Origin of the sequence: Imperialibacter sp. (assembly GCF_048007035.1) — a bacterium.
Classification (GTDB): domain Bacteria; phylum Bacteroidota; class Bacteroidia; order Cytophagales; family Cyclobacteriaceae; genus Imperialibacter.
Genome location: NZ_CP180355.1, coordinates 4,164,058 through 4,185,591 on the forward strand (window position 1 = coordinate 4,164,058; position 21,534 = coordinate 4,185,591).

Annotated in this window: 15 protein-coding genes; 8 read left to right on the forward strand and 7 right to left on the reverse strand. The window is 46.9% G+C overall.

Annotated elements, in window-relative coordinates; translation table 11 throughout:
* Nucleotides 1-591 (forward strand): gluconate 2-dehydrogenase subunit 3 family protein, encoded by a 591-nt coding sequence (locus ACMVP2_RS17975; protein ID WP_416864482.1) that lies wholly within the window; start codon nucleotides 1-3, stop codon nucleotides 589-591.
* Nucleotides 592-648: 57 nt separating this feature from the next.
* Here ACMVP2_RS17975 and ACMVP2_RS17980 read toward each other — a convergent pair whose 3' ends face one another.
* Nucleotides 649-1,362, reverse strand: a complete 714-nt coding sequence (locus ACMVP2_RS17980; protein WP_416864483.1) for a hypothetical protein — start codon at nucleotides 1,360-1,362, stop codon at nucleotides 649-651.
* Between the two features lie 282 nt (nucleotides 1,363-1,644).
* Nucleotides 1,645-2,439, reverse strand: a complete 795-nt coding sequence (locus ACMVP2_RS17985) for a PAS domain S-box protein (protein ID WP_416864484.1) — start codon at nucleotides 2,437-2,439, stop codon at nucleotides 1,645-1,647.
* Nucleotides 2,440-2,793: 354 nt separating this feature from the next.
* Here ACMVP2_RS17985 and ACMVP2_RS17990 point away from each other — a divergent pair, with 354 nt between their 5' ends.
* Together ACMVP2_RS17990 and ACMVP2_RS17995 are read left to right on the forward strand one after the other, a co-directional pair.
* Nucleotides 2,794-3,987, forward strand: coding sequence for a histidinol-phosphatase (locus ACMVP2_RS17990; RefSeq protein WP_416864485.1), 1,194 nt, complete (start codon nucleotides 2,794-2,796; stop codon nucleotides 3,985-3,987).
* 67 nt (nucleotides 3,988-4,054) lie between these two features.
* Nucleotides 4,055-5,530: a PQQ-binding-like beta-propeller repeat protein gene (locus ACMVP2_RS17995; protein ID WP_416864486.1), complete on the forward strand. Its 1,476-nt coding sequence runs from the start codon at nucleotides 4,055-4,057 to the stop codon at nucleotides 5,528-5,530.
* 7 nt (nucleotides 5,531-5,537) lie between these two features.
* Here ACMVP2_RS17995 and ACMVP2_RS18000 read toward each other — a convergent pair whose 3' ends face one another.
* The 5 genes from ACMVP2_RS18000 to ACMVP2_RS18020 all read right to left on the reverse strand — a co-directional run bounded on the left by ACMVP2_RS18000 (nucleotide 5,538) and on the right by ACMVP2_RS18020 (nucleotide 14,507).
* Entirely contained in the window at nucleotides 5,538-6,689 is a 1,152-nt protein-coding gene (locus tag ACMVP2_RS18000; protein WP_416864487.1) for an MBL fold metallo-hydrolase, read from the reverse strand.
* Between the two features lie 78 nt (nucleotides 6,690-6,767).
* Nucleotides 6,768-9,437: an ABC transporter permease gene (locus ACMVP2_RS18005; RefSeq protein WP_416864488.1), complete on the reverse strand. Its 2,670-nt coding sequence runs from the start codon at nucleotides 9,435-9,437 to the stop codon at nucleotides 6,768-6,770.
* 18 nt (nucleotides 9,438-9,455) lie between these two features.
* Nucleotides 9,456-9,788, reverse strand: a complete 333-nt coding sequence (locus tag ACMVP2_RS18010; protein ID WP_416864489.1) for a PadR family transcriptional regulator — start codon at nucleotides 9,786-9,788, stop codon at nucleotides 9,456-9,458.
* Nucleotides 9,789-10,206: 418 nt separating this feature from the next.
* Complete coding sequence (locus ACMVP2_RS18015; protein WP_416864490.1) at nucleotides 10,207-10,599, reverse strand: response regulator; 393 nt, start codon at nucleotides 10,597-10,599, stop codon at nucleotides 10,207-10,209.
* Nucleotides 10,596-14,507: a PAS domain S-box protein gene (locus tag ACMVP2_RS18020; RefSeq protein WP_416864491.1), complete on the reverse strand. Its 3,912-nt coding sequence runs from the start codon at nucleotides 14,505-14,507 to the stop codon at nucleotides 10,596-10,598. Before ACMVP2_RS18020 ends, ACMVP2_RS18015 begins: the two co-directional genes overlap by 4 nt.
* A 575-nt stretch (nucleotides 14,508-15,082) precedes the next feature.
* Here ACMVP2_RS18020 and ACMVP2_RS18025 point away from each other — a divergent pair.
* From ACMVP2_RS18025 to ACMVP2_RS18045, 5 genes are all read left to right on the forward strand, one after another.
* The gene (locus tag ACMVP2_RS18025; RefSeq protein WP_416864492.1) at nucleotides 15,083-16,723 is read left to right on the forward strand and encodes a TldD/PmbA family protein; all 1,641 of its coding nucleotides are present in this window, start codon (nucleotides 15,083-15,085) and stop codon (nucleotides 16,721-16,723) included.
* Nucleotides 16,724-16,785: 62 nt separating this feature from the next.
* Nucleotides 16,786-18,426 (forward strand): TldD/PmbA family protein, encoded by a 1,641-nt coding sequence (locus tag ACMVP2_RS18030; protein WP_416864493.1) that lies wholly within the window; start codon nucleotides 16,786-16,788, stop codon nucleotides 18,424-18,426.
* Nucleotides 18,427-18,457: 31 nt separating this feature from the next.
* A complete protein-coding gene (locus ACMVP2_RS18035) occupies nucleotides 18,458-19,774 on the forward strand; it encodes a TldD/PmbA family protein (protein ID WP_416864494.1) in 1,317 nt (438 codons plus the stop codon).
* 66 nt (nucleotides 19,775-19,840) lie between these two features.
* Nucleotides 19,841-20,470 carry a DUF4159 domain-containing protein gene (locus ACMVP2_RS18040; RefSeq protein ID WP_416864495.1) on the forward strand — a complete coding sequence of 210 codons (630 nt, stop codon included), beginning with the start codon at nucleotides 19,841-19,843 and terminating at the stop codon, nucleotides 20,468-20,470.
* 34 nt (nucleotides 20,471-20,504) lie between these two features.
* Nucleotides 20,505-21,512 carry an AAA family ATPase gene (locus ACMVP2_RS18045; RefSeq protein WP_416864496.1) on the forward strand — a complete coding sequence of 336 codons (1,008 nt, stop codon included), beginning with the start codon at nucleotides 20,505-20,507 and terminating at the stop codon, nucleotides 21,510-21,512.
* Nucleotides 21,513-21,534: the final 22 nt, after the last annotated feature.

The window sequence follows — 21,534 nt, forward strand, 5'->3', positions numbered from 1 at the left end:
ATGGAAAGAAGAGAAGTAATCAGAAGAATGGCCCTGAGTATGGGGTACACCCTTTCGGCCCCTGCCATTTTATCGATTTTAAATAGCTGCGAGTCCGCCCCTGAGCTGGGCTGGCAGCCTCTGGCGCTCACCCCTGAGCAAGCAGCAGCATTAGACGAGCTAACAGAGACTATTTTGCCAAAGACCAGTACGCCGGGTGCCAGGGACATGAAGGTGGCTCAGACCATGGACGCCTTTATCTCGGCGGTATTCTCACCCACCGATCAGGAACAATTCAAGTCAGACCTTGACGGGTTCCTGAAAGAATGCGAAACCATGCAGGGCAAGACCTTTGTGAAATGTAGTCAGGAAGAGAGAAATGCGTTTCTTGCCAAGTACGATACACCAGAGTCTTATGGCATATCGGTGTGGGGCACCGACATGGCTAAGAAGGAGGTCAATGCTGTTTTCAAGAAGGTCAAAGCTATGACTGTTTCCAGTTACCTTAACACTGAGGAGCTGGGTGAACGGATATTGAGGTACCAGCCGATTCCCGGCAAATACGTAGCCTGCCAGCCTTATGAAAAAGGAACAAAGGTGTGGTCGTTGTAGTGATAGTGGATTGAGTTTAGTAGGACTAGTTTTTTTTGAGTCTGAGAGAAAAAACCGCTACAGTTTTCGACAAAAATCCAATAGCTTGTGAAGACCGGCTTCACTTTTGAAGTCAATAGACTCCGCTTTAATAAAATCACGGATGGTGTTCTTGTGGCGGGGCAGTATCCGGTAGATGTACTTTCCGCTGGCTGGGAATACTCTTTGGTTACGGTCTATTAAGAAGAATGCCACCTTCTTTTCCACGATGATGTTGCTCCGGGCAAACTGGTCTTCCAGCACTCTGTCGGTGTCGTTTCCTACTCTCCTTAGTACGATGTTGGTTGTGGAGGGATCGACAAAATTGGAGTATCCATCAAAGGTGCCTTCATCTACAGGAATTAAATGGACAAAGTCTTTTCTGGCAAGCTTTGGGAACAACGAGTCGTTCTGTGCTTCTACAAGGCCATATTTATAGTCGTTAAGAATGACCGTGCCTCCAAAGTCATATTTTTGAACCAGATAGTCGTTTTTCAAGAAAGTGGTATCTTTTTTCACGCTGATCAATACCATTTTTTGATATAGCAGACTATAGTTGGCCATGGCCAATGAGGTGTTGCCATCCACATAGAAAATGGAGCACTTTCGGAAAGCTGGAAACAGATAGAGTTCGTCGAATGGTACTATGCTTTCCACTTTGACACCTGCGGGGACACGGTAAGGCCAATTCGACTGGCCCACGATCTTTCCTTGAAAAAGAAAAAATAGCGATGTAACTATCAAAGCCTTCATATCAGGTCGTTTTTGCAAGTACCTGTGAAACTCAAGCATTTAACAACTCAACGGCTGTTTGGTTTGGTGGCAGGAGCTTTTATCAAGGTATGAATTTAGGCAGAGGAGTTCAAGATAGTCGGCTTGTATTAATGTGCACTGCCTGCCTGTTGATAATTAGCGATCAAGATTGTGGGTCTGGCAGACGCATTCGGCAGCAGCAAAGCAATCCTTTGGAATAACGCTGCGTGGAAGTTTTGGAGGCGAACCCAGCGCACTAATCAGTTTTTGGAGTCACTTATGTTACTGCGGAGAGTCCTCCTCCTCGAAGAGGTTCCCCGTTTTGCTGACGATTTCATGAATAATGGCATCAAGCTGTTCGATGGTTAGCTGCATGTTCTTAAAAACTTGTCGGTTTTCTTCAAGCGAGTTTTGATCCAAATCAATCAGCATCATGAGCCCTTTAATAGACGCAACCGGCCCCCGCACCTTGTGCGATTGTATCCAGGCAATTTCTTTCAACGCTTCATTTTGGCGCTTAAGCCGTTCCTCAGTTTCCTTAAATGCGGTAACGTCCTTGGCAGTGACCAAAATGCTGGTGTCGAGGTCATCGCTCCCTGAAAGGAGCGAAAATGAAACGGCATGTGTAACTGCAACGTTGCCCGATGTGAGGAAATTAAGTTCCAAATTCACCGAGATGTTATTTTCCTTCAAATCTTTCTCAATCCGATCCAGGCTGTCCTGATAGTTGGGGCCGAGTAGCTTGCTGAATGGCTGGTCAACAAGCTGGTCTTTGGTGTATCCAAGAGAGCTTAACACCTGGTGATTGACCGTCTCAATAGTGAAGTCTTTCTTTAAAATGATCAACAGATCGATAACCCCCCTGTAGATGTTTTGGAGGTAGTTTCTGGATACTGTGGATGCCTTAATTTCTTCTCCCAGCATATTGATGCCCCCTATAAGGCCATCAAGCTCGTTGTTTTCGGCTGAGCGCTGAAGTCGGAAGTTGTAATTGCCGTTGGCAATTTCGAATATCATGGACTGGATTTCTTCAATCCGATTGTAGATTTCTGCTGGTAGGGTGGATTTAAGTGACATGCTCTAAGGTAAAATATGTCCAATAAATTGGACATAAACAGGTTAGGTTAATAGTGGTTCTACTTATAAGGTTATTGAATGCTAACGTATATTATGCAATTTCTTTTCATATTTCAACTTTTGAGGCCAAATTGTATAGGTGATGCAACTAAATGACGGAATCGGCTCAGTTATTTAAATTATATTTTTCAAAGAATTAGTTGTTTGATTCTTTGGCAAGTTTGGCGTGTGACCTGAGCACGAAATGACTGATAAAAGCTACCGAAAGACGCATCTATTGGATGAGTTATTGTCATATTTGCTTTCTTTTTGAAACACTCGTTTGGTGAATTGATAAAATCAAAATTTTAGAAAATGAAAAGATTAGGTATTCTATCGGTCTTTTTGCTGCTTCTCTGGTCGTGTGGCACGCCGAAAACAGCTAAGGTTGAAAGGCAATGGTACAAGGGAAATTTACACACCCATAGCTATTGGAGTGATGGTGACGAATTTCCTGAAATGATCATGGGTTGGTACAAGGACCACGGCTATGACTTTGTTGGCCTTTCTGACCACAACACATTGGCGGCTGGTGAAAAGTGGAAGCTGGTGCCGAGGGGCGGGGTGTATAAAGACGCTTTTTACACTTATCTTGAAAAATATGGAGAGGACTGGGTGGAGTATAAGGAGGACACAGGCCGGGTAAGTGTGAAGCTGAAAACTTTTCAGGAATACGTGCCACTTTTTGCCGAAAAGGACAAATTCCTCATCATACATTCAGAGGAAATTACGAACAGTTTCGAGGGAAAACCTCTACACCTGAACGTTACCAACGTCAAAGAGTTAATTGGGGCACAGGAAGGGAGTAGTGTATCGGATGTGCTGCAAAAAAGCATCGACGCAGTAGCGGCACAACGACAGACCACCGGCCAGCCAATGATCATTCACGTCAACCATCCCAATTTCTATTTTGCTATTACGCTAGACGACATGATCTCACTCAACGGTGAGCGATTCTTCGAGGTGTTCAATGGGCATCCCATGGTGAGCAACTACGGCGATTCCACCCATATTGGTATGGAGGAGATGTGGGACCGCATCAATATTGCCTACCTGACCGCCGGTAAGCCCCTCATGTATGGTGTGGCAACCGACGATAGCCATAATTATCATATGTTAGGCGATGCCTATAGCAACAGCGGCCGGGGCTGGGTGATGGTGCAGGCCGACTCACTCCGACCTGCATCTTTGATTGAAGCCATGGAAGCAGGCGACTTTTATGGATCGACCGGCGTGACTTTGAACGGAATTGTCCGGGAAGCAAATAAGCTTAAAGTGGACGTGGCTGCAGAGGAAGGTGTTGCCTATACGATACAGTTCATTGGTGTGAAGAACGGGGAAGAGATGTCTTCAGTGCTGATGGAGAAAAAAGGAATGGCTGCTGAATTTGAACTGACTGAAGACATAGTGTTCGTCAGGGCCAAAGTAGTATCCGACAAGTATAAAGAAAATCCTTTCAAAGAGGGTGATTTTGAAACGGCCTGGACGCAACCGGTGACTCCCCGGTAGGGTAACCCTTTTTGAACTTCATGCGCTTTTGATCTATCTTTCAAAGGATTAAAATCAATAGCATCGGATGGCTTTTCGGTTTACACTTTTTATGCTGGTATGCATTAGCATAGCCGGTCAGTTGCTGGCGCAAGACTCATGGACAAAACGTCTACCCGGAATCGGGACTTTTTCGTCGCCCAGAGTAGCTGACCTCAATGGAGATGGCATCAAAGATATTATTCTCGGGGCGGGCAGGGAGGAATTCAAAGCCTGCGATTCGGCCGTTTTTGCACTGGACGGGCGAACCGGCGACATGCTTTGGAATGTGTCGGCTATTGATCAGGTGTTTGGCTCAGCCAGCCTGAAAGACATCACCGGCGATGGTGTGATGGATGTGTTCATCAATGGGAGGTCAGCGGAGTTACAGGCTGTAGATGGCAAAACCGGTGAAGTGATCTGGCATTTCAACGACCCGGATCTGGCCAAAGAGCGGAAGCAAAAGCAGTGGTTCAATTTTTACAATCCACAGTTTGTGCCAGACCAAAATGGAGATGGTGTGGAGGATATCTTGATTTCCAATGGCGGGGATGTGATGGCAGAGCCTTACGACCCAAACAGACCAGCAGGGCATTTGGTAGTGCTCAACACGCTCACTGGGGAAGTTCTGGGCAAGGCGCCGATGCCTGATAGAAAGGAAATATACATGTCGGTGGCTACTTTGCCGATGGCAGGAAGCAATGACAGAGAAATCATTTTTGGAACAGGGGGCGAAACCATTGGGGGAAACCTGTGGTTGGGTACCCTCTCTCAGGTAATGAAAGGCGATTTAACGGCCGCCATTAAGCTCGATAGCAGTGCCAATAAGGGGTTTATAGCTCCGGCTGCCTGGGTAGATGTGAACGACGACGGCAGGCCGGATATTGTTGCCAATGCGGTGGATGGAAGATTTCTGGCTTTTGACGGAAAAACGCATCAGAAGATTTGGCAGGTGCAAATGGATAATACTGAAGCTTATAGCTCGATTTCAGTCGGGTACTTCAACACCGATAAGACCGCCGACTTTTTCTTGTCGTTTGCTCAGGGTTCCTGGCCCAACCTCGACTGGACCAAGCAATTCATGGTGAATGGCGCCAATGGAGCGGTTGAGTTTTTGGATTCCCTTGGGCTTTATCAAACCACCACGCCTGTGATTGCCGACTTTACCCTCGATGGTGTTGATGATGCACTGGTGATTGTGAACTATCAGGCCGAGAGCCTGGAAAATGGTCTGATGAAGAAGTACTTCTACAATATGCTGGCGGTGATCGATTTCACCACGGGTGAAGTCATTGATCTCGATGTTCATACCGACGGACATAATCTTTCGTCAACCCCCTGGGTGGGAGACCTGGATGGCGATGGCAATATCGACATCGTTTACTGCCATGCTACAAACACAGAACACACTTACACCTTCGATGGGATGGAAGTAGTCCGACTGACTACCACCCTGCCTGTTAACAAGGAAATTAAATGGGGTGCCTATATGGGCAGCGGGTATGATGGCGTGTTCAAAAAATAAGGCAAAATCATTTTAGCGAGTCCCACCATCTTTCCATCGGGAAGTCTGGCTGGCCCACCATCAGTCTTTCGCCAATTTTTGGTGTAGCGATAGGCATCCCCAATGCAGCAGCCTCTTTTGTCACCCGGTCAATAGGATCTTTCCATGCATGAAGCGCCAGCACAAATGCCCCCCAGTGGATGGGCATCACAACTTTTGCATTTAAGTCAATGGCACCCTGGGCAGTTTCTTCTGGCAGCATGTGAATATTGTGCCAGCGCAGGTCGTACTGCCCGCACTCCATAAGGGCCGCATCAAACGGGCCGTACTTTTGACCAATTTCTTTAAAATGTGGGCCGTAGCCGCTATCGCCACTGAAATAGATGTTGGCGTGCTGTCCTTTGATTACCCAGGAGCTCCAAAGCGTTGAAAAACGATTGGTAATGCCCCTGCCGGAGAAATGCCTTGCCGGTGTGCAGACAATTTGGAGATTCTCATGTGTAGTTTCCTCCCACCAATTCATCTCATGTATTTTGTCTTCGGCTACACCCCAGGCTGCCAGGTGAGCGCCCACACCCAACGGCACGTAAAAGTCTTTCACTTTGCCCTTTAATCGCATCACCGATTCGTAATCGAGGTGGTCGTAATGGTCATGGGAAAAGAAGACAGCATCGATAGCCGGAAGCTGTTCGATTTCTATGGGTAGCCCCTCGGTAAACCGATGCGAGCCCAGCCACGAAATAGGAGAAGGGCTGTCGCCAAACATAGGGTCCAGCAATATGTTTTTGCCTTCTATTTCTAAAAGAAAAGCTGAGTGACCAAACCAGGTGAGCCTGGTAAGCGTGTCGGGCCGGTTCACAATGCTAAGTGAATCGACTTTGAGCACGGGTAGCAAATTTTCCGGTGCAAGGTTAGGCACGCCAACAAGGTAGTCCCGTAGCAGGGTTTTGATCGTAGCCCAGTCCATTTCCATGGAAGTGGGGGTGTTGTTAACGAACAAACCCTCTTCAAAATGCCCCGACTTTTCGTAAGAAGCGACTTGCGCCTCTGTTGGAGAGCCGCCAAACTGGGGGCTAAGGCTGGTGAAAAGAAAGCCGCCAACAAACACCAGCAAAAGAATAGCAGCCAGTGTCAGGCCTGTGTATTTTAGTATTGAAAGGAAACGTCGCATGTAGTTCATAAAAAAAAGCCTGATTGACGTGTCTCAATCAGGCTTCAAATTAACTCAATCCCTCACGAGATTGTTCCCTAAGCGAATTTATTCATATCTCAACGCCTTCACAGGATCGGACTTGGCCGTCGCCATGGTTTTGTAACCAACAGTGAGCACGGCGATGACCAAAACCAACAGGCCTGCAACCGCAAACACAAGTGGTGTGATGGCGATCCGGTAGGCGAAGTTATCCAGCCAGGTATTCATTACGAACCAGGTTGCAGGCCAGGCAATCAGGTTGGCGAAAAGCACCAGGTATACAAACTCCTTCGAAAGCAGCATTACGATGTGGGCAACATCGGCTCCAATGGCTTTCCGGATGCCAATCTCCTTGGTTTTTTGGACAGCGTTGAACGACGACAACCCAAACAAGCCGAGGCAGGCGACGATGATAGCAAAGCCTGCAAACAGTGTAAACACCCTGCTGAATTTCTTCTCGGAATTGTACTGGCGATTAAAGAAGTCGTCGAGAAAGAAATAGTCAAACGGATTGCCGGGGAAAAGCTTTGCGTAGGAGGTCTCTACTTTCTCAAAAACCTGCTTGAGGTCTTTGCCCGCCGTTTTGTCTAATTTGATAGTGAAGAAGCTGCTTCTTCCGGTGATCAGCGGGAACAATAATGGCGTCACACCAATCTTGGCTGACATTTGGTTGTAGTCTTCCACGACACCGATAATAGTTTTTTCTCCTCTACCCCAGAAAACTTTTTTATTGATGGCTTCCTCGGCCGATTGGAACCCCAGGTATTTTGCACCCGACTCATTGAGGATGACTGCACCGGTGTCTGTCGTAAACGTCCGGCCATAGTTGCGCCCCGCTACCACTTCGATATCGTAGGCGGGAAAGTAGTCATAGTCGACGCCGGCAATGTAGATGGCTTTGTTCGACTCCCTTGGCTCTTCGGCTCGTCGGATGCCATTCGCCCAGAATATCTCATCACCAGGCACATTGGTGCCTGAGGCGAAGGCTCTTATCTCCGGGTTTTGCAAGAGCTCATTTCTGAAAGTCTGCAAAGTTGGTCTGTAGAGTGAGTCTGCTGTAAACACACCGGGCCCTTTCACTACCAGGGTTTCCGTCATATCGAAGCCGAGGTCAAGGTTGTTCATGTATTTGAGCTGCTGATACACGATGAGCGTGCCGGCGATGAGGCAAACAGAGGAAGCAAACTGAAATACAACCAATACCTTACGAAGATAAATACCAGCCTTGTTTCCGGTCATTTTTCCTTTCAACACCTTCGAAGGCTGGTAGGAGGATAGCACAAAGGCTGGGTACAAGCCAGCAAGAATGGAGCCCGAGAAAATCAAAAGTGCAGATATGCCCCAAAAGCTTCCTTCAGCAAGAAAGGTGAGGCTTAGTTTTGAATTAGTAAGTCCATTGAACTGGCTGATGCCAATTACCACAATCAGAAGTGCAATGGTGAATGCCAGCAAATTGAGTATTACAGACTCTGTGAGAAATTGGCCAATTAGCTGACTTTTGACGGCCCCCATCACTTTTCTTACCCCTACTTCTTTGGCTCTTTCGATAGATCTTGCAGTGCTCAGGTTGATATAATTGATCCAGGCAATAAGCAAGATAAAACCGGCGATAATGACAAGGAAAAACACGGCCTGCCCATCGCCTTGCTCGTCTGGCTCCGACTCCTGCAAAAGGTTTGAGTACAGGTGAATGTCTGTGATAGGTTGCAGAGGGAATTCCTGACGAAAGTTGTACTTATCAAAATCTTCCTGTCTTTCTGCGAGCAGCACCTCTTCAAACTTTTTGTCAAATTCTTTTGGATCAGTGCCAGGTCTCAGTAGCACATAAGAATTAAAATCGTACCAGCCCCAAGCCGTCTCCGACTCGTTGTCTGTTTGGTTATTTAGGGTCTGATAGGAAATAAGGAAATCGAACTTGATGTGTGAGTTGTCAGGGACATCTTTGGCAACACCCGTTACTGCCATGCTATACTGCCCATCCGCTCTGATCATTTTTCCAATCGGGTCTTCGTCTCCAAAATACTTTTTGGCGGCCGTCTCCGATATCACTACCGTGTTGGGCTCATTCAAGCATGTTTCAACATCTCCTGTAACCAACGGGAAAGTGAAGATTTTGAGAAACGCAGGGTCGACGATGTGGATTCTGTTTTCTCTGAAGTTGATATTTTGGTAGGAGACCACCATCGATAATGGATAAGCCCTGGCAAAGTCTACCACTTCTGGCATTTGCTCTTTCATGAAAGGCCCCACTCTGGGAACTGCAGCGGCACACTCATACTGAAGCTGCCCGTCTTTGAAGTTGTTGTATTGGATACGGTAAAGGTTGTTGGCATTTTCATGAAACTTGTCATAGCTTCTTTCGAATGCCACATACTGCATAATAAACATGCATGCAGCCATGCCTAGTGCCAAGCCCAGCACATTTAGTGCGGTGTATACTTTGTTCTTGGAAATGGTGCGTAGCGTAATCTTAATGTAATTTCGAATCATAGCGCCTGAGTTATTTTGAGTTTTGTAATGTCGTGTCCGCCTGAGGTCATAGTTGCGTGCTGAAAGCACAGCATCCTTTATATAATGGGCCGAAGCATTCCACCTGCCTTTCGTTGCTATTCGTTCCTCGTACAACTCAAGCAGGTCGCCGTGGATCTCCTCAAACAGGTCCTCACTGTAGATCTTCCTCAGTAGGAAAGTGCCGAAGGCGGGTGGTCGATTTGGTGGCTTGCGAAGGGGCTCCATAATTGAAAACCGAAGTGCTTAAATAGTCGAAAATGACAGTTGGGGGATGTTCGACCAAATCTGCTCTTTTGTTTCTTTCGCTTCTTTCAGGATGGCATAACCGGCTGAAGTGACTTTAAATAGGCGCTTCTTTTTTCCCCCTCTTTTGGATGTAGCGCCGCCGAATTCGGAGGTAAGAAAACCCTTGTCCTCAAGCCTGTAGAGTGAAGAATGAACGGCACTTATGTTGACCACCCTGCTGGCAGATTTTTCCAACTCTTCCCGAACAGCCACCGCATAGGCTTCTTCGTCAAGCGACGCCACCATGAGTAACACAAGCTCTTCAAGTTCACCAAGGTTGTTACCTTTCATTTTTTTAGGTTTGTGGTTGATTATCCTCACAAACGTAAACAAAATGGATTTGTTTTCCTCAGTTTTGTAAATTATATACCAGGCGGGGATGTTTGATGAGCTTTTCGGGGATGCAGTCGGCTAAAGAAGGATCAATATGTATTTCTGGGGGGATCGAATGTTTCGTTTGTGGTTAAATAAAAAAGCAAAACTGGTTCAATGCGTCTCGCTTGGACCTTTTGCTTTTTATGACCACTTGGGATATTGGGTTTAAAGGGCAATCCCCCCAGATTTTCCGCTTGATCCCTAAAGAAGCCGCTGCCAGGCATCCTGCCAAGGAGCGGGCATCCCCTCTTTGCCGCTTTAAAGCATTAGGCTTTGCCGGGCGAAGTAAAGCGTGCTGGAAGCAAAAAGAAGGACAGAAACATGAGTTAAGCTATCAACCGAGAATTTTGGCTAAGTCGTGCTCTTTGACTGGCTTAACAATGAAATCACTTACTTCCTCGTAGCTCTTGGCCCTTTCCAGGTCTGCTTCGTCAATCGACGAGCTTACCATGTAAATGGTGATCTTCTTTTTTATCAAGGGCTTAATCTTCACAAATTCGTCAAGAAACTGCCACCCATCCATCACTGGCATGTTAATATCGAGTAGTATAACATCAGGCAATTCGTCACTGGAAGTAATCAAGGGCTTCATGTACTTAATTGCCTCTGCACCATTTTTGAAAACCAATAGATTTTTACTGTACTTATGAAAATCAATCAGCTTTCTAAGGCCAAACACATATATCTGATCATCGTCTATAATACACGCCAAATCTACCATACTCATGCAAAATATATTTTAAATGTCGTTCCTACACGCACTTCGCTTTCTACCTCAATCCTACCTCCCATACTCTCCACCTGATTCTTTGTAATGAAAAGGCCAATCCCTTTCGCATCGGCGTTACCATGAAATGTCTTATACATTCCGAATAGCTTTTCCTTGTGGAGCTTGAGATCTATTCCCATGCCGTTGTCGGCAATTTGCAAAAATTTTGAATTATTAGTGGTAATAAAATCGATATTAACTACTGGATTTCTCTCGGGGTGACGGTACTTGATAGCATTGCTCAGGAAGTTGAGCAAGATGCTTTCCAGATAGGCTCTGTTGTAAGTAATTGTGACGTCGTCGCTTATGTTTAAATTTATTTTTGCTCTTTTCTCCTTTATGTCGCCCGTCAGTATGTGCATTGTTTTGACGAAGTACTCCTTCAGGTTGAGTTCCTCTGTTTGAGTGTTAATATCCACCTGTATTTTGACCACCTCATTCAAATTGGTGATAGTTTCGCTCAGTGATCCTGATATTTGCGCCAGGTGCTGAATAAGTTCTTCTTTCTCCTCCGGAGTTGAAGTCATGTTGATGAGATTGATCATCATCTCAAGGTTGCCCGAATGGGAGCGGAGGTTGTGCGAAACTATGTGGGCAAAGTTGAGCAGCCGCTTGTTCTGCTCGCTGATAATATCAAACGAGTGCCTGACCTGCGCCTCTTTTTCCTTGCGCCAGGTAATGTCCGAATGAGTGCCGATGACTCGCAAAGGCTGGCCCTTTTCGTCAAATTCCGTGACTTTGCCCCGATCAAGTACCCAAACATAGTGCCCATCTTCATGTTGCACACGATGCTCATTGATATAAATTTCAATTTCACCCCTCAGGTGTTTTTGCATTTCCTCAAAATAGGCTTCCTTGTCATCTGGATGTACCCGCCGATCCCAGAATTCGGATTTACCGGAGGAGGCTTTATTGTCGATCCCAATTATGCTAAGAGACCTTTTAGAGTAAAAGACTTCTCCGGTTGCCAGGTTCCAATCCCACACGCCATCGTTGGCTCCTTCAAGGGCGAAATGCCAGCGCTGTTCACTTTCTTGCAGCGCCCGCTCGGCAAGTTTCCTGGCTGTGATATTGTAGCTAATCCCTATCAGTCCAACTATTTCTCCTCTGTCATTTTGCATGGGAATCTTCGATGACAGAAACCAATTCGTACTGCCATCATGCCGGGTGTTGATAGTCTCTTTGTTAAGAATTGGTTTGCCAGTATTGAATACTTCAAGATCTTCTTCTCTTGATACTTTGGCTGACTCCTCCGGGTACAGATCGAAGTCGGTTTTGCCAATCACCTCTGATTCTTTTTTGAAGCCCGAATATTCCATTTCCAGCCTATTGACAAGTGTTTTTCTCGACTCCAAATCTTTGATGTAAATATTGACCGGAATATTGTCGATCAACGATTTAAGAAGCTTTCTTTCTTCTTTCAGGGCATTCTCTGTTGCTTTCCTTTCTGTGACATCTTCTATTTGAGAAATGAAATGGAGAGGCTGGTTGTTGGCATCTCGCACCAGTGAAACGCTCAGTAGCACCCAGACGATATTTCCATTTTTATGAAAATACCGTTTTTCCATTTTGTATGAATCAATCTCTCCGGCCAGCACCTTTTGTACGTGTTGAAGGTCACTCTCCAGGTCTTCGGGGTGAGTTATCTCCTGAAAGGTGGTTTGCAGAAGCTCTTTCTCCTCAAATCCAAGCATTTCGCAAACACGGCTATTTACCTGTTTCCATTTGCCGTCAGGCGACACCAACGCCATTCCAATGGCCGAATACTGGAATGCACCCCTGAATTGTTCTTCGCTTACCTTTAGGTTGAGCTCAGCCTTTTTTATTTGGTCTATATCTTGAAAAACGCCAAAAAGCCTGCGGCAAGTGCCGTCGCTAAACTCTGCCTGCCCTACGGCCCTGGTCCATACGAGCGATCCATCGGCTGCAACGAGTTCCACTTCTAAGTCGTATGGAGTTCCGTCTAATATTGCGTTCTGAACTGCGGCTTCTATTTTCTGTCTGCTTTCGCCTTCTTTGAAGAACTGGATTGCGCCGTCAAGTTTGGGTTCATAATCGGCAGCCACTTTATGTAGTTCCTTCGTTATTTTGTCCCAATACACGGTGTTGTTAACCAAATCCACCTCCCAGGCACCGATACTTGCAGTTTCACTGGCTTGCTTTAGAATGGACTCCAGACGTTTTTTTTCCTCTTCTTTCTGCTTTAGTGAAGTTATGTCAGCGGTGTACATAATAAGCCCTCCTACAACGCCTTCATTTTTATACCATGGTCGCACCTCCCAGGTTAGCCATTGCACAGAGCCGTTTGCCCGGCTGAAGGATGCCTCATCTACTTTGTTCACCGCACCGTTGAGACACTCCTTATGAATTTCCCTCCAGTCGTCGCCTATTTCAGGAAAAATCTCATAGTGTGAGACTCCAATAATTTCTTTGTCTATTATGCCATAGTCTTCTTTCCATTTTTCCGATGCAGCCAGGTACCTCATTTCGGTATCGAACATGGCAATGGCTGATGGAGCTTGTGCGACAAAAACTCTGTTCCGCCTATCGCTTTCCTCCAGACTTATTTCAAAAAGCTTTTGTTCGGTAATGTCCCAATGAGTGCCCGCAATTCGGAAAGGGTTGCCCTGTTCGTCATAATGGACTACACCATTGACCTTGATATATCTAACAGATTTGTTGGGTAAGACAATCCGATGCTCAAAATCGATGACCAGCTTATTTTTTATGGCGAGATCAAATGCTTTGTCGGCCCGTGCCAGGTCTTCCGGGTGAGTCCTTTTGCTTAATGAGTCCAGAGATATTGGCTCGTAGGGGTCAAAACCCCAAATTTTTCTCAATGCCTCATTTACATCAAGGAAGTTATCCTTGACATCGATGGTCCACAAACCAACGTTTCCACTACTGGTAGCCAGTTGTAGCCTTTCATTAAGCAAATTTAGTTCTTCCGTTCGCTCTGCAATTTTTTCTTCCAGCGACTGGTTGAGGTCTGAAAGTTGATTTTCGGCTTCTTGTCGTTCGGTATCCACTCTATTGAGTATGAAGGCCACTCTCAGGATGAGGACAAGGCAAATTGCCAGAAAGGAGATTGTTTGTAGCGAAATGCCGAATTCCACTGATACTATGCCAAATCTCTTGGAAAGAATCATTAAAAAGCCCAGCGCTATAACGAGAACGCCGATTTGCGGCAGGAGCCGCTTCGCCAGCCAGGTGCCAAGGTTCCGTCCCTTAAAAAAGCCAACCAACCCGAGGTGCGGCCGACTGAGACTCGCCGCTAATGAAATCAATAAAAAAGTGATTGAAGTGTGAATGGCCATTGTGCTAAAAAACGGCAGTTTAGCACTTGAGGGAACCTGATAGAAAAAGCCCATTAGTGAAATAAATGAGAGCAGGCTCACCAGATGAAGAACATACTGTGCAAGCGGCAAAAGCCGCACCCTGGATGACGAAAAAATCAGCAGGGAGGCCCCCAGCAATAGAAAACACGTAGCAGTAGCGGCCGACATACGACCCGGGTAGGGCGCATTTGCCACTCTCGAAATATTGTCGACAAAGAAGAATTCATCAACCCCCAACGAGTAGCCAAACGCATATTGCGAAAGCGTAAGGAGGCCAATCAGCATGGTTAAGGCAGAAAATAGCTGGACAGGCAGGTTGAATCCGTTCCTGAAAGTGTCAAGGAAAGTCAAAGCCAGGCCGGCGAACAAAAAGCCCAGAGCAGTATTGAATTTCATCGTTGGCAGGCCAGGAGCTACCGCTAGCAGACTGTCGAATCCAATAATCCACCCAGTAATTACCAGGACGGCAATAAAGTTGACGGCCAGACTTGTGTAAGTAACAAATGAACTGTCCTTGCTTGTTCTCATTTTATCTTTTGCTGGTTTGCCTATCAACAGGCGTCAAGAAGTAATTCCGCTAAAATAGACCCTCTTAATGTATAAGACTTTACTTTAATTAGGAAAATAACATGTAAAAATATGACGGAAGGAGGGCTTTCGGCCTGTCTCCGGGTCGATCAGGTATTGTCAATATAAAATTCTATGCCGTAATCCGAACGCTATGTCGCTGGTGCTCAGCGGAGAACGGAACTTGGTAACTGTCAGCCGATGCTTGCTGACTCCAATTTTCCTTGGAAATATATATTGTACTATTCTTAAACACCAAGACAGTTTTTCGCTAAGGCAGCGCCGGGCGACCCGGCTTAGATTCTCTGATCTATCGGCACCTTTTGTCTTTCCTGGTATATAAATGATTGCCACACTTAATTTACAGCGCATTAGCTTGATGATTCTTATCCTCCAAACCCATTTCTAACCGCTGACCATTTTTTACTATCGTTGTGTAACTGAAGCTGTGTATTTTACAACTTATTTAACGATCAGCTCCTTTTGTTTGAAGGGACGCAAGAAAAATTTCTTATTACTACAAAAGCGATAATACTTTGAGACGCAGAGACTTTGTACAGATAGCAGGTTTAGGAATGGCAGGGGCTGCTTTGTCGATTCCAATGATAGGGAATGCGGTGCCGGTACAGCGCTTTTTGGAGTCGCCACTGGATGTGGCCCAAAAGAAGCAGTTTGCTGACGTGGCACTGAATGCGGCAAAGGCGAACGGAGCTACCTACGCCGACGTGAGGATAGGAAGGTACCTCAACCAATATGTGTTTACCAGAGAAACGAGGGTGCAAAACATAGTCAACACTGAGTCGTTTGGTGTAGGCATTAGAGTTATCGCCAATGGTACCTGGGGCTTTGCCTCCACCAACGAGGTCAATCCGGCAGGTATTCAAAAAGCTACTATGCAGGCGGTGTCCATAGCCAAAGCCAATTCAAAATTTCAGACTGACCCTGTGAAGCTGGCTCCTGTTCAGTCATACGGGGAAGTAAGCTGGAAAAGCCCAATAGAAAAGAGTGCTTTCGAAGTGCCTGTATCCGAAAAAGTTGATTTGCTACTAGCCGCCAACGCAGCAGCCATGGACGCTGGTGCTAGCTTTGTGAACTCTAACCTGTTCATGGTGAATGAGCAGAAGTACTTTGCTTCTACGGAAGGGTCATATATCGACCAGGATGTGCACAGGATATGGCCAACATTCAACGTGAATGCCGTGAACCGTGCCGAAGGAAAATTCAAGTCCCGCTCTGCCATGAGTGCTCCAATGGGAATGGGATGGGAGTACATGCTTCCAAAGGAATCGGACAAGCTGGAAGGCCCCGGTGGCATGAAGCTGTACAAAAACAGCTACGATATAGTAGAGGATGCCAAAACGGCGGCACTTCAGGCGAAGGAAATGCTTGATGCCAAGTCGGTGGATCCGGGTAAATATACGATGGTGCTGGAACCGAACCACCTTGGTTTAACAATCCACGAGTCGGTGGGGCATCCACTAGAGCTGGACAGGGTGCTTGGCTATGAGGCCAATTATGCCGGGACAAGCTTTGCTACATTGGATAAATGGAAGTCAGGCGACTTCAACTATGGCAGCAAGGAGGTGAATATTTTTGCTGACAAGCTACAGCCCGGCTCCCTGGGTGCTGTGGGTTACGACGATGAAGGAGTGAAGACCAAGCGTTGGGACCTGATCAAAGACGGTATTCTGGTGAACTATGAAGCCATTCGTGACCAGGTTCATATTCTCGGTCAGAATGAGTCGCATGGCTGCTGCTATGCCCAGACATGGCAGGACGTGCAGTTCCAGCGCATGCCAAATGTTTCACTAGCGCCTGGCAAGGAGAAATACTCCTCGGCTGATATGATCAAAGACGTAGAAAAAGGCATTTACATTGCAGGCAGAGGTTCGTACTCTATCGACCAGCAACGCTACAACTTCCAGTTTGGCGGCACTGTCTTCTATGAAATCAAGAACGGAGAGATTGTTGGCATGCTCAACGATGTGGCCTACCAAAGCAATACCCAGGAATTCTGGAATAGCTGTGTGAAAATATGTGATGAAAATGATTATAGAATGTTCGGCTCTTTCTTCGACGGCAAAGGTCAGCCCTCGCAGGTAAGTGCTGTATCGCACGGAAGCTCCACCACAAGGTTTGATGGAGTGAATGTGATTAATACTGGAAGGACTATTTAATAGTCTTTGAACAAGCAAGGAACTCAAACTAAAATAATACAAGGACTAATTTACATTAACCCATGAGAAGAAGAGATTTTGTTCAACTGGCGGGTTTGGGAGCTGGAGCAATGATGTTGCCTGTTTCCGCTTTCGCCAAATCGGTAGACCCCAGCCGACTGCTGGAGCCTGCCCTGGACGTGATCCAGAAGAAAAGACTGGCCGATGTGGCACTCAATGCGTCCCGTTCGGCGGGAGCAACTTACACTGATGTTCGTATCGGTAGATACCTTAATCAGTTCGTGATCACTCGTGAAGACAAGGTGCAGAACATGGTCAATACCGAGTCGTTCGGTACGGGCATCCGTGTGATTGCCAACGGCACCTGGGGGTTTGCATCTACCAACGATGTGACCGAGGAGGGAATTGCGAAAGCAGCAAGGCAAGCGGTGGCCATTGCCAAAGCCAATTCCAAATTCCAGACATCGCCCGTAGAACTGGTGCCGGTGAAAGGTTATGGCGAGGTGAGTTATAAAACACCGATCAAGAAAAACGGATTCGAAGTAACCATAAAAGACAAAGCTGACCTTCTGCTGAATGCGAATGCAAGGGCAATGGAGAACGGAGCAAGCTACATTAACAACATTCTGTTTCTGGTGAATGAGCAAAAGTATTTTGCTTCATCTGAAGGATCATACATCGATCAGGATGTGCACAGAACCTGGCCTTTCTTTACCGTGACTGCTATTGATAAAGATTCAGGGCAGTACAAGCAGCGTGGCTCTTTCAGCGCTCCAGTGGGCATGGGCTACGAGTACCTCGACGGCCGTGCTGAAGACAAGATCGTTGGCCCCGCAGGCGTAACGCTTTACGATAAGTCGTATGACATGGTGGAAGATGCTACCATGGCGGCGCAACAAGTGAAAGAGATACTTTCAGCAAAATCGGTGGAGCCTGGTAAATATGATTTGGCACTGGAACCTTCGCATCTGTGGTTGACCATTCATGAGTCGGTGGGGCACCCGCTCGAACTGGACAGGGTGCTCGGCTATGAGGCCAACTACGCAGGCACCAGCTTCGCTACTTTGGACAAATGGGAGACCAAGAAGTTCAACTATGGTAGCAAGCAAGTCAACTTTGTGGCTGATAAAACGCAGGTAGGTTCGCTAGGTGCCGTGGGCTGGGACGATGAAGGTGTGAAGACAAAAGAGTGGGATCTGGTAAAGGACGGTACGCTGGTGAACTACCAGGCCATCAGAGACCAGGCCAAGATCATAGGAGAAACTGAGTCGCATGGCTGCTGCTATGCTGACAGCTGGAGCAGCGTTCAATTCCAGCGCATGGCCAATGTGTCGTTTAAGGCCGGCAAAGAGCAGCTTACGCCCGAACAGCTTATCGGGGGCATTGACAAAGGCGTTTACATTGTAAAGGACGGCTCATTCTCCATCGACCAGCAGCGCTACAACTTCCAGTTTGGAGGACAGCTGTTCTTCGAAATCAAGAACGGAAAGATAGCTGGTATGCTGAAAGACGTGGCTTACCAGTCGAACACTCAGGAGTTTTGGAATTCCTGTGTGCAGGTTTGCGACAGCAGAGACTACCGACTCAATGGCTCTTTCTTTGATGGCAAAGGCCAGCCGGGACAATCCAGTGCAGTATCTCATGGGAGCGCCACCACAAGGTTCAACGGTATCAACGTGATCAATACTGCGAGAAGCATTTAACCTATTAACTAACTCGAAATCAGAATTCAAAATGGCAATATTTTCAAAAGACGAAGCAAGGGCGATCCTGGAGAAGGTGATGAAATTCTCGAAGGCGGATGCTTGCGAGGCTAACCTCAACGGCTCCAATGGGGGCAATATCCGCTATGCAAGGAACACCGTTTCTACTGCTGGGGAAAACAGCGATGTGACGCTGGTGGTGCAATCGAACTTCGGGAAGAAGTCGGGCACTGCAACTGTGAATGAATTCGACGATGCGTCGCTAGAAAAAGCAGTGAGAAGGTCGGAAGAACTGGCACAGCTGGCGCCAGAAAACCCTGAATTTATGGGGCCTCTTGAGCAACAGACCTATGGTGAATCAAAATCTTACGCCGAAGCAACAGCCAAGATAACCCCAGAATACAGGGCGCAGGCAGCCGCCAATAGCATCAATCCTGCGGCAGCTAAAGATGTAACTGCAGCTGGGTTCCTGGAAGATAGCTACGGCTTTGCCTCCATGATGAACACCAAGGGTCTTTTTGCCTACAACAGGTCTACTAACGTCAACTTTACCGTGACCATGCGTACCAACGACGGACTGGGTTCAGGCTGGGCCACGAGAGACTACAACGACGTAAGCAAACTTGATACGGCAGAAGCATCGAAAATTGCGATTGAGAAAGCTGTGAAATCAAGCACTGCCAAAGCCATTGAGCCCGGCAAATATACTGTGATTCTTGAGCCCGCTGCGGCTTCTGATCTTTTGCAGAATATGCTACGGAGTATGGGGGCACGCCAGGCCGACGAAGGAAGAAGCTTTCTCGCTAAAAAAGGCGGAGGAACGAAGCTGGGAGAAAAGATAGTTGATGAGAGAGTAAATATCTATACCGATCCTTTCAATACTGAAGTGCCTGCTTCTCCCTGGACACAGGATGGCCAGGCCAGGAAGAAAATGGACATCCTTAAGAACGGTGTGGTAAGCAACATGTTCTACGACCGATACTGGGCTGAGAAACAAGGTGTAGCGCCAGTGCCATTCCCCGGCAATGCGATCATGGAAGGTGGCACAGCTAGTCTTGAGGACATGATCAAGGATACAAAAAAAGGCATTTTGGTGACTCGTTTCTGGTATATCAGAACGGTTGATCCTCAAACGTTGCTTTATACAGGCCTTACCCGTGACGGTACTTTCTACATCGAAAATGGCAAGATCGCCTATCCTGTGAAGAACTTCCGTTTCAACGAAAGCCCTGTGATCATGCTCAACAATCTGGAAACGCTGGGCAAGCAGGTGCGGACTGATGGTAACCTGATTCCTTACATGAAAATCAGGGACTTTACCTTCTCCAGTTTATCTGACGCTGTTTAAAACTCTGAAGGGAACGTCTTCCCGGCACCTTGGTGTTGTCGGGAAGACGTTTAGTAGTAAACAGGTATGAGCAAAAAGCGTTTTGAGGAGTTTTTCTTTACACGGCTTCAGTATGAATCAGGTGACTGGGATGTAGATCAGCGCATGCCGTCCAATTTGCTCAATTCTCTGGTGGAGTATACCACATTGCCGGTGAATACCAGAGAGAACATTGTTTCGCTGAGCTCTGATGAGATTTTCAACAGTCCTTTTTGTTACCTGAGCGGCCACAAGCTGGTTGAGTTTACCGCTACCGAACGGGACAACTTCAAGAAGTATGTGGAAAATGGAGGCTTTGTTTTTGTGGACGACTGCAACCATGATATCGATGGTCTGTTTGCCAAGTCATTTGAAACGCAAATGGAAGAGCTTTTTGGAGCGGACCAGCTGAAGAAAATACCTAATAATCACCCTATCTATTCTTCTTTTTTCGAATTCGATGGCCCGCCTACCACCTCGCAGGAGCTGAACGGTTGGGGCGACGATATTGTGCATGACTACCTGAAAGCGATAGAAGTGGACGGAAGGATAGGGGTGCTTTACAGCAACAAAGATTACGGTTGTGAGTGGGATTATGACTTCCGCAACAAACGGTTCTATAAGATCGACAACACCAGGTTTAGTATTAATATAGTGATGTACGCCATGATGGCCTGACCTTTTAGCTGGTTGGGTTTGAGACATTGATAGCATGAATGCAGAATTAAAAGAGATAGAAAAGACGGCTGAAAAGCTGGTAACCAGCCTGGGTGACCTGAAGAAGGAAATTGGGAAGGTGATAGTGGGCCAGGGAGAAACAATTGATCAACTGCTGATCACGTTTCTGGCGGGAGGCCATGGCCTGCTCGAAGGCGTGCCGGGCTTGGCGAAGACGCTGATGATCAGAACGCTATCGGAAGCCATCGACCTCAAGTTCAGGCGGATTCAATTCACTCCCGATTTGATGCCGACCGATATCATTGGTACGGAAATACTGGAAGAAGACCATACCACAGGCAAAAGGATATTCAAGTTCAATAAAGGCCCCATTTTCGCCAATATCATTCTGGCAGATGAAATTAACCGAACGTCGCCCAAAACGCAGTCGGCATTGCTTGAGGCTATGCAGGAGTTTGAGGTTACTTATGCCGGAACAACCTATCCGCTGGAGAGGCCTTTCTTTATTTTGGCCACGCAAAACCCGATTGAGCAGGCGGGTACTTTTCCACTGCCGGAAGCCCAGCTTGACCGTTTTCTTTTGTACATCCGCATAGGCTACCCAACAGCCGAGGAAGAGCTTAATATTTTGGAAAGCACTACTGGTAAGAAGAAAGAAGCGGTGAAAAGCGTTATCAAAGGCGGAGAAATTCTGGAAGCACAGAAGCTGGTCAGGGAGGTGCATATCAGTAAAGACCTTATTGGCTTTGTGAGCCGGGCAGTGCGAGCTACCAGAGCTGGCGAAAGTGAGGTGAGCTTTGTGAACGAATGGGTGCGCTGGGGCGCCGGGCCAAGAGCGGGACAGGCGATGATTTTAACTGCGAAGGCTAGGGCTTTGCTCAAAGGCCGTTTTGCCGTGACCATGGAAGACATCAAAAGCGTCGCATTTCCTGTCCTTCGCCATCGAATTCTCATGAACTTCAAAGCTGAGGCCGACGGCGTCACTTCTGACAGAGTAACAGCCGAGCTTTTGGACAAGATCAAACTTCCAGGCGGCGTTTAGGCAACAACCAGGGCATTATTTG

Coding starts and splice junctions, on each gene's coding strand:
- ACMVP2_RS18015 (WP_416864490.1), bottom strand. CDS start 10,599: ATGAGTATGGTAGATTTGGCGTGTATTATAGACGATGATCAGATATAT.
- ACMVP2_RS18000 (WP_416864487.1), bottom strand. CDS start 6,689: ATGAACTACATGCGACGTTTCCTTTCAATACTAAAATACACAGGCCTG.
- ACMVP2_RS18005 (WP_416864488.1), bottom strand. CDS start 9,437: ATGGAGCCCCTTCGCAAGCCACCAAATCGACCACCCGCCTTCGGCACT.
- ACMVP2_RS18010 (WP_416864489.1), bottom strand. CDS start 9,788: ATGAAAGGTAACAACCTTGGTGAACTTGAAGAGCTTGTGTTACTCATG.
- ACMVP2_RS18035 (WP_416864494.1), top strand. CDS start 18,458: ATGGCAATATTTTCAAAAGACGAAGCAAGGGCGATCCTGGAGAAGGTG.
- ACMVP2_RS17995 (WP_416864486.1), top strand. CDS start 4,055: ATGGCTTTTCGGTTTACACTTTTTATGCTGGTATGCATTAGCATAGCC.
- ACMVP2_RS18030 (WP_416864493.1), top strand. CDS start 16,786: ATGAGAAGAAGAGATTTTGTTCAACTGGCGGGTTTGGGAGCTGGAGCA.
- ACMVP2_RS18020 (WP_416864491.1), bottom strand. CDS start 14,507: ATGAGAACAAGCAAGGACAGTTCATTTGTTACTTACACAAGTCTGGCC.
- ACMVP2_RS18045 (WP_416864496.1), top strand. CDS start 20,505: ATGAATGCAGAATTAAAAGAGATAGAAAAGACGGCTGAAAAGCTGGTA.
- ACMVP2_RS18040 (WP_416864495.1), top strand. CDS start 19,841: ATGAGCAAAAAGCGTTTTGAGGAGTTTTTCTTTACACGGCTTCAGTAT.
- ACMVP2_RS17980 (WP_416864483.1), bottom strand. CDS start 1,362: ATGAAGGCTTTGATAGTTACATCGCTATTTTTTCTTTTTCAAGGAAAG.
- ACMVP2_RS17975 (WP_416864482.1), top strand. CDS start 1: ATGGAAAGAAGAGAAGTAATCAGAAGAATGGCCCTGAGTATGGGGTAC.
- ACMVP2_RS17990 (WP_416864485.1), top strand. CDS start 2,794: ATGAAAAGATTAGGTATTCTATCGGTCTTTTTGCTGCTTCTCTGGTCG.
- ACMVP2_RS17985 (WP_416864484.1), bottom strand. CDS start 2,439: ATGTCACTTAAATCCACCCTACCAGCAGAAATCTACAATCGGATTGAA.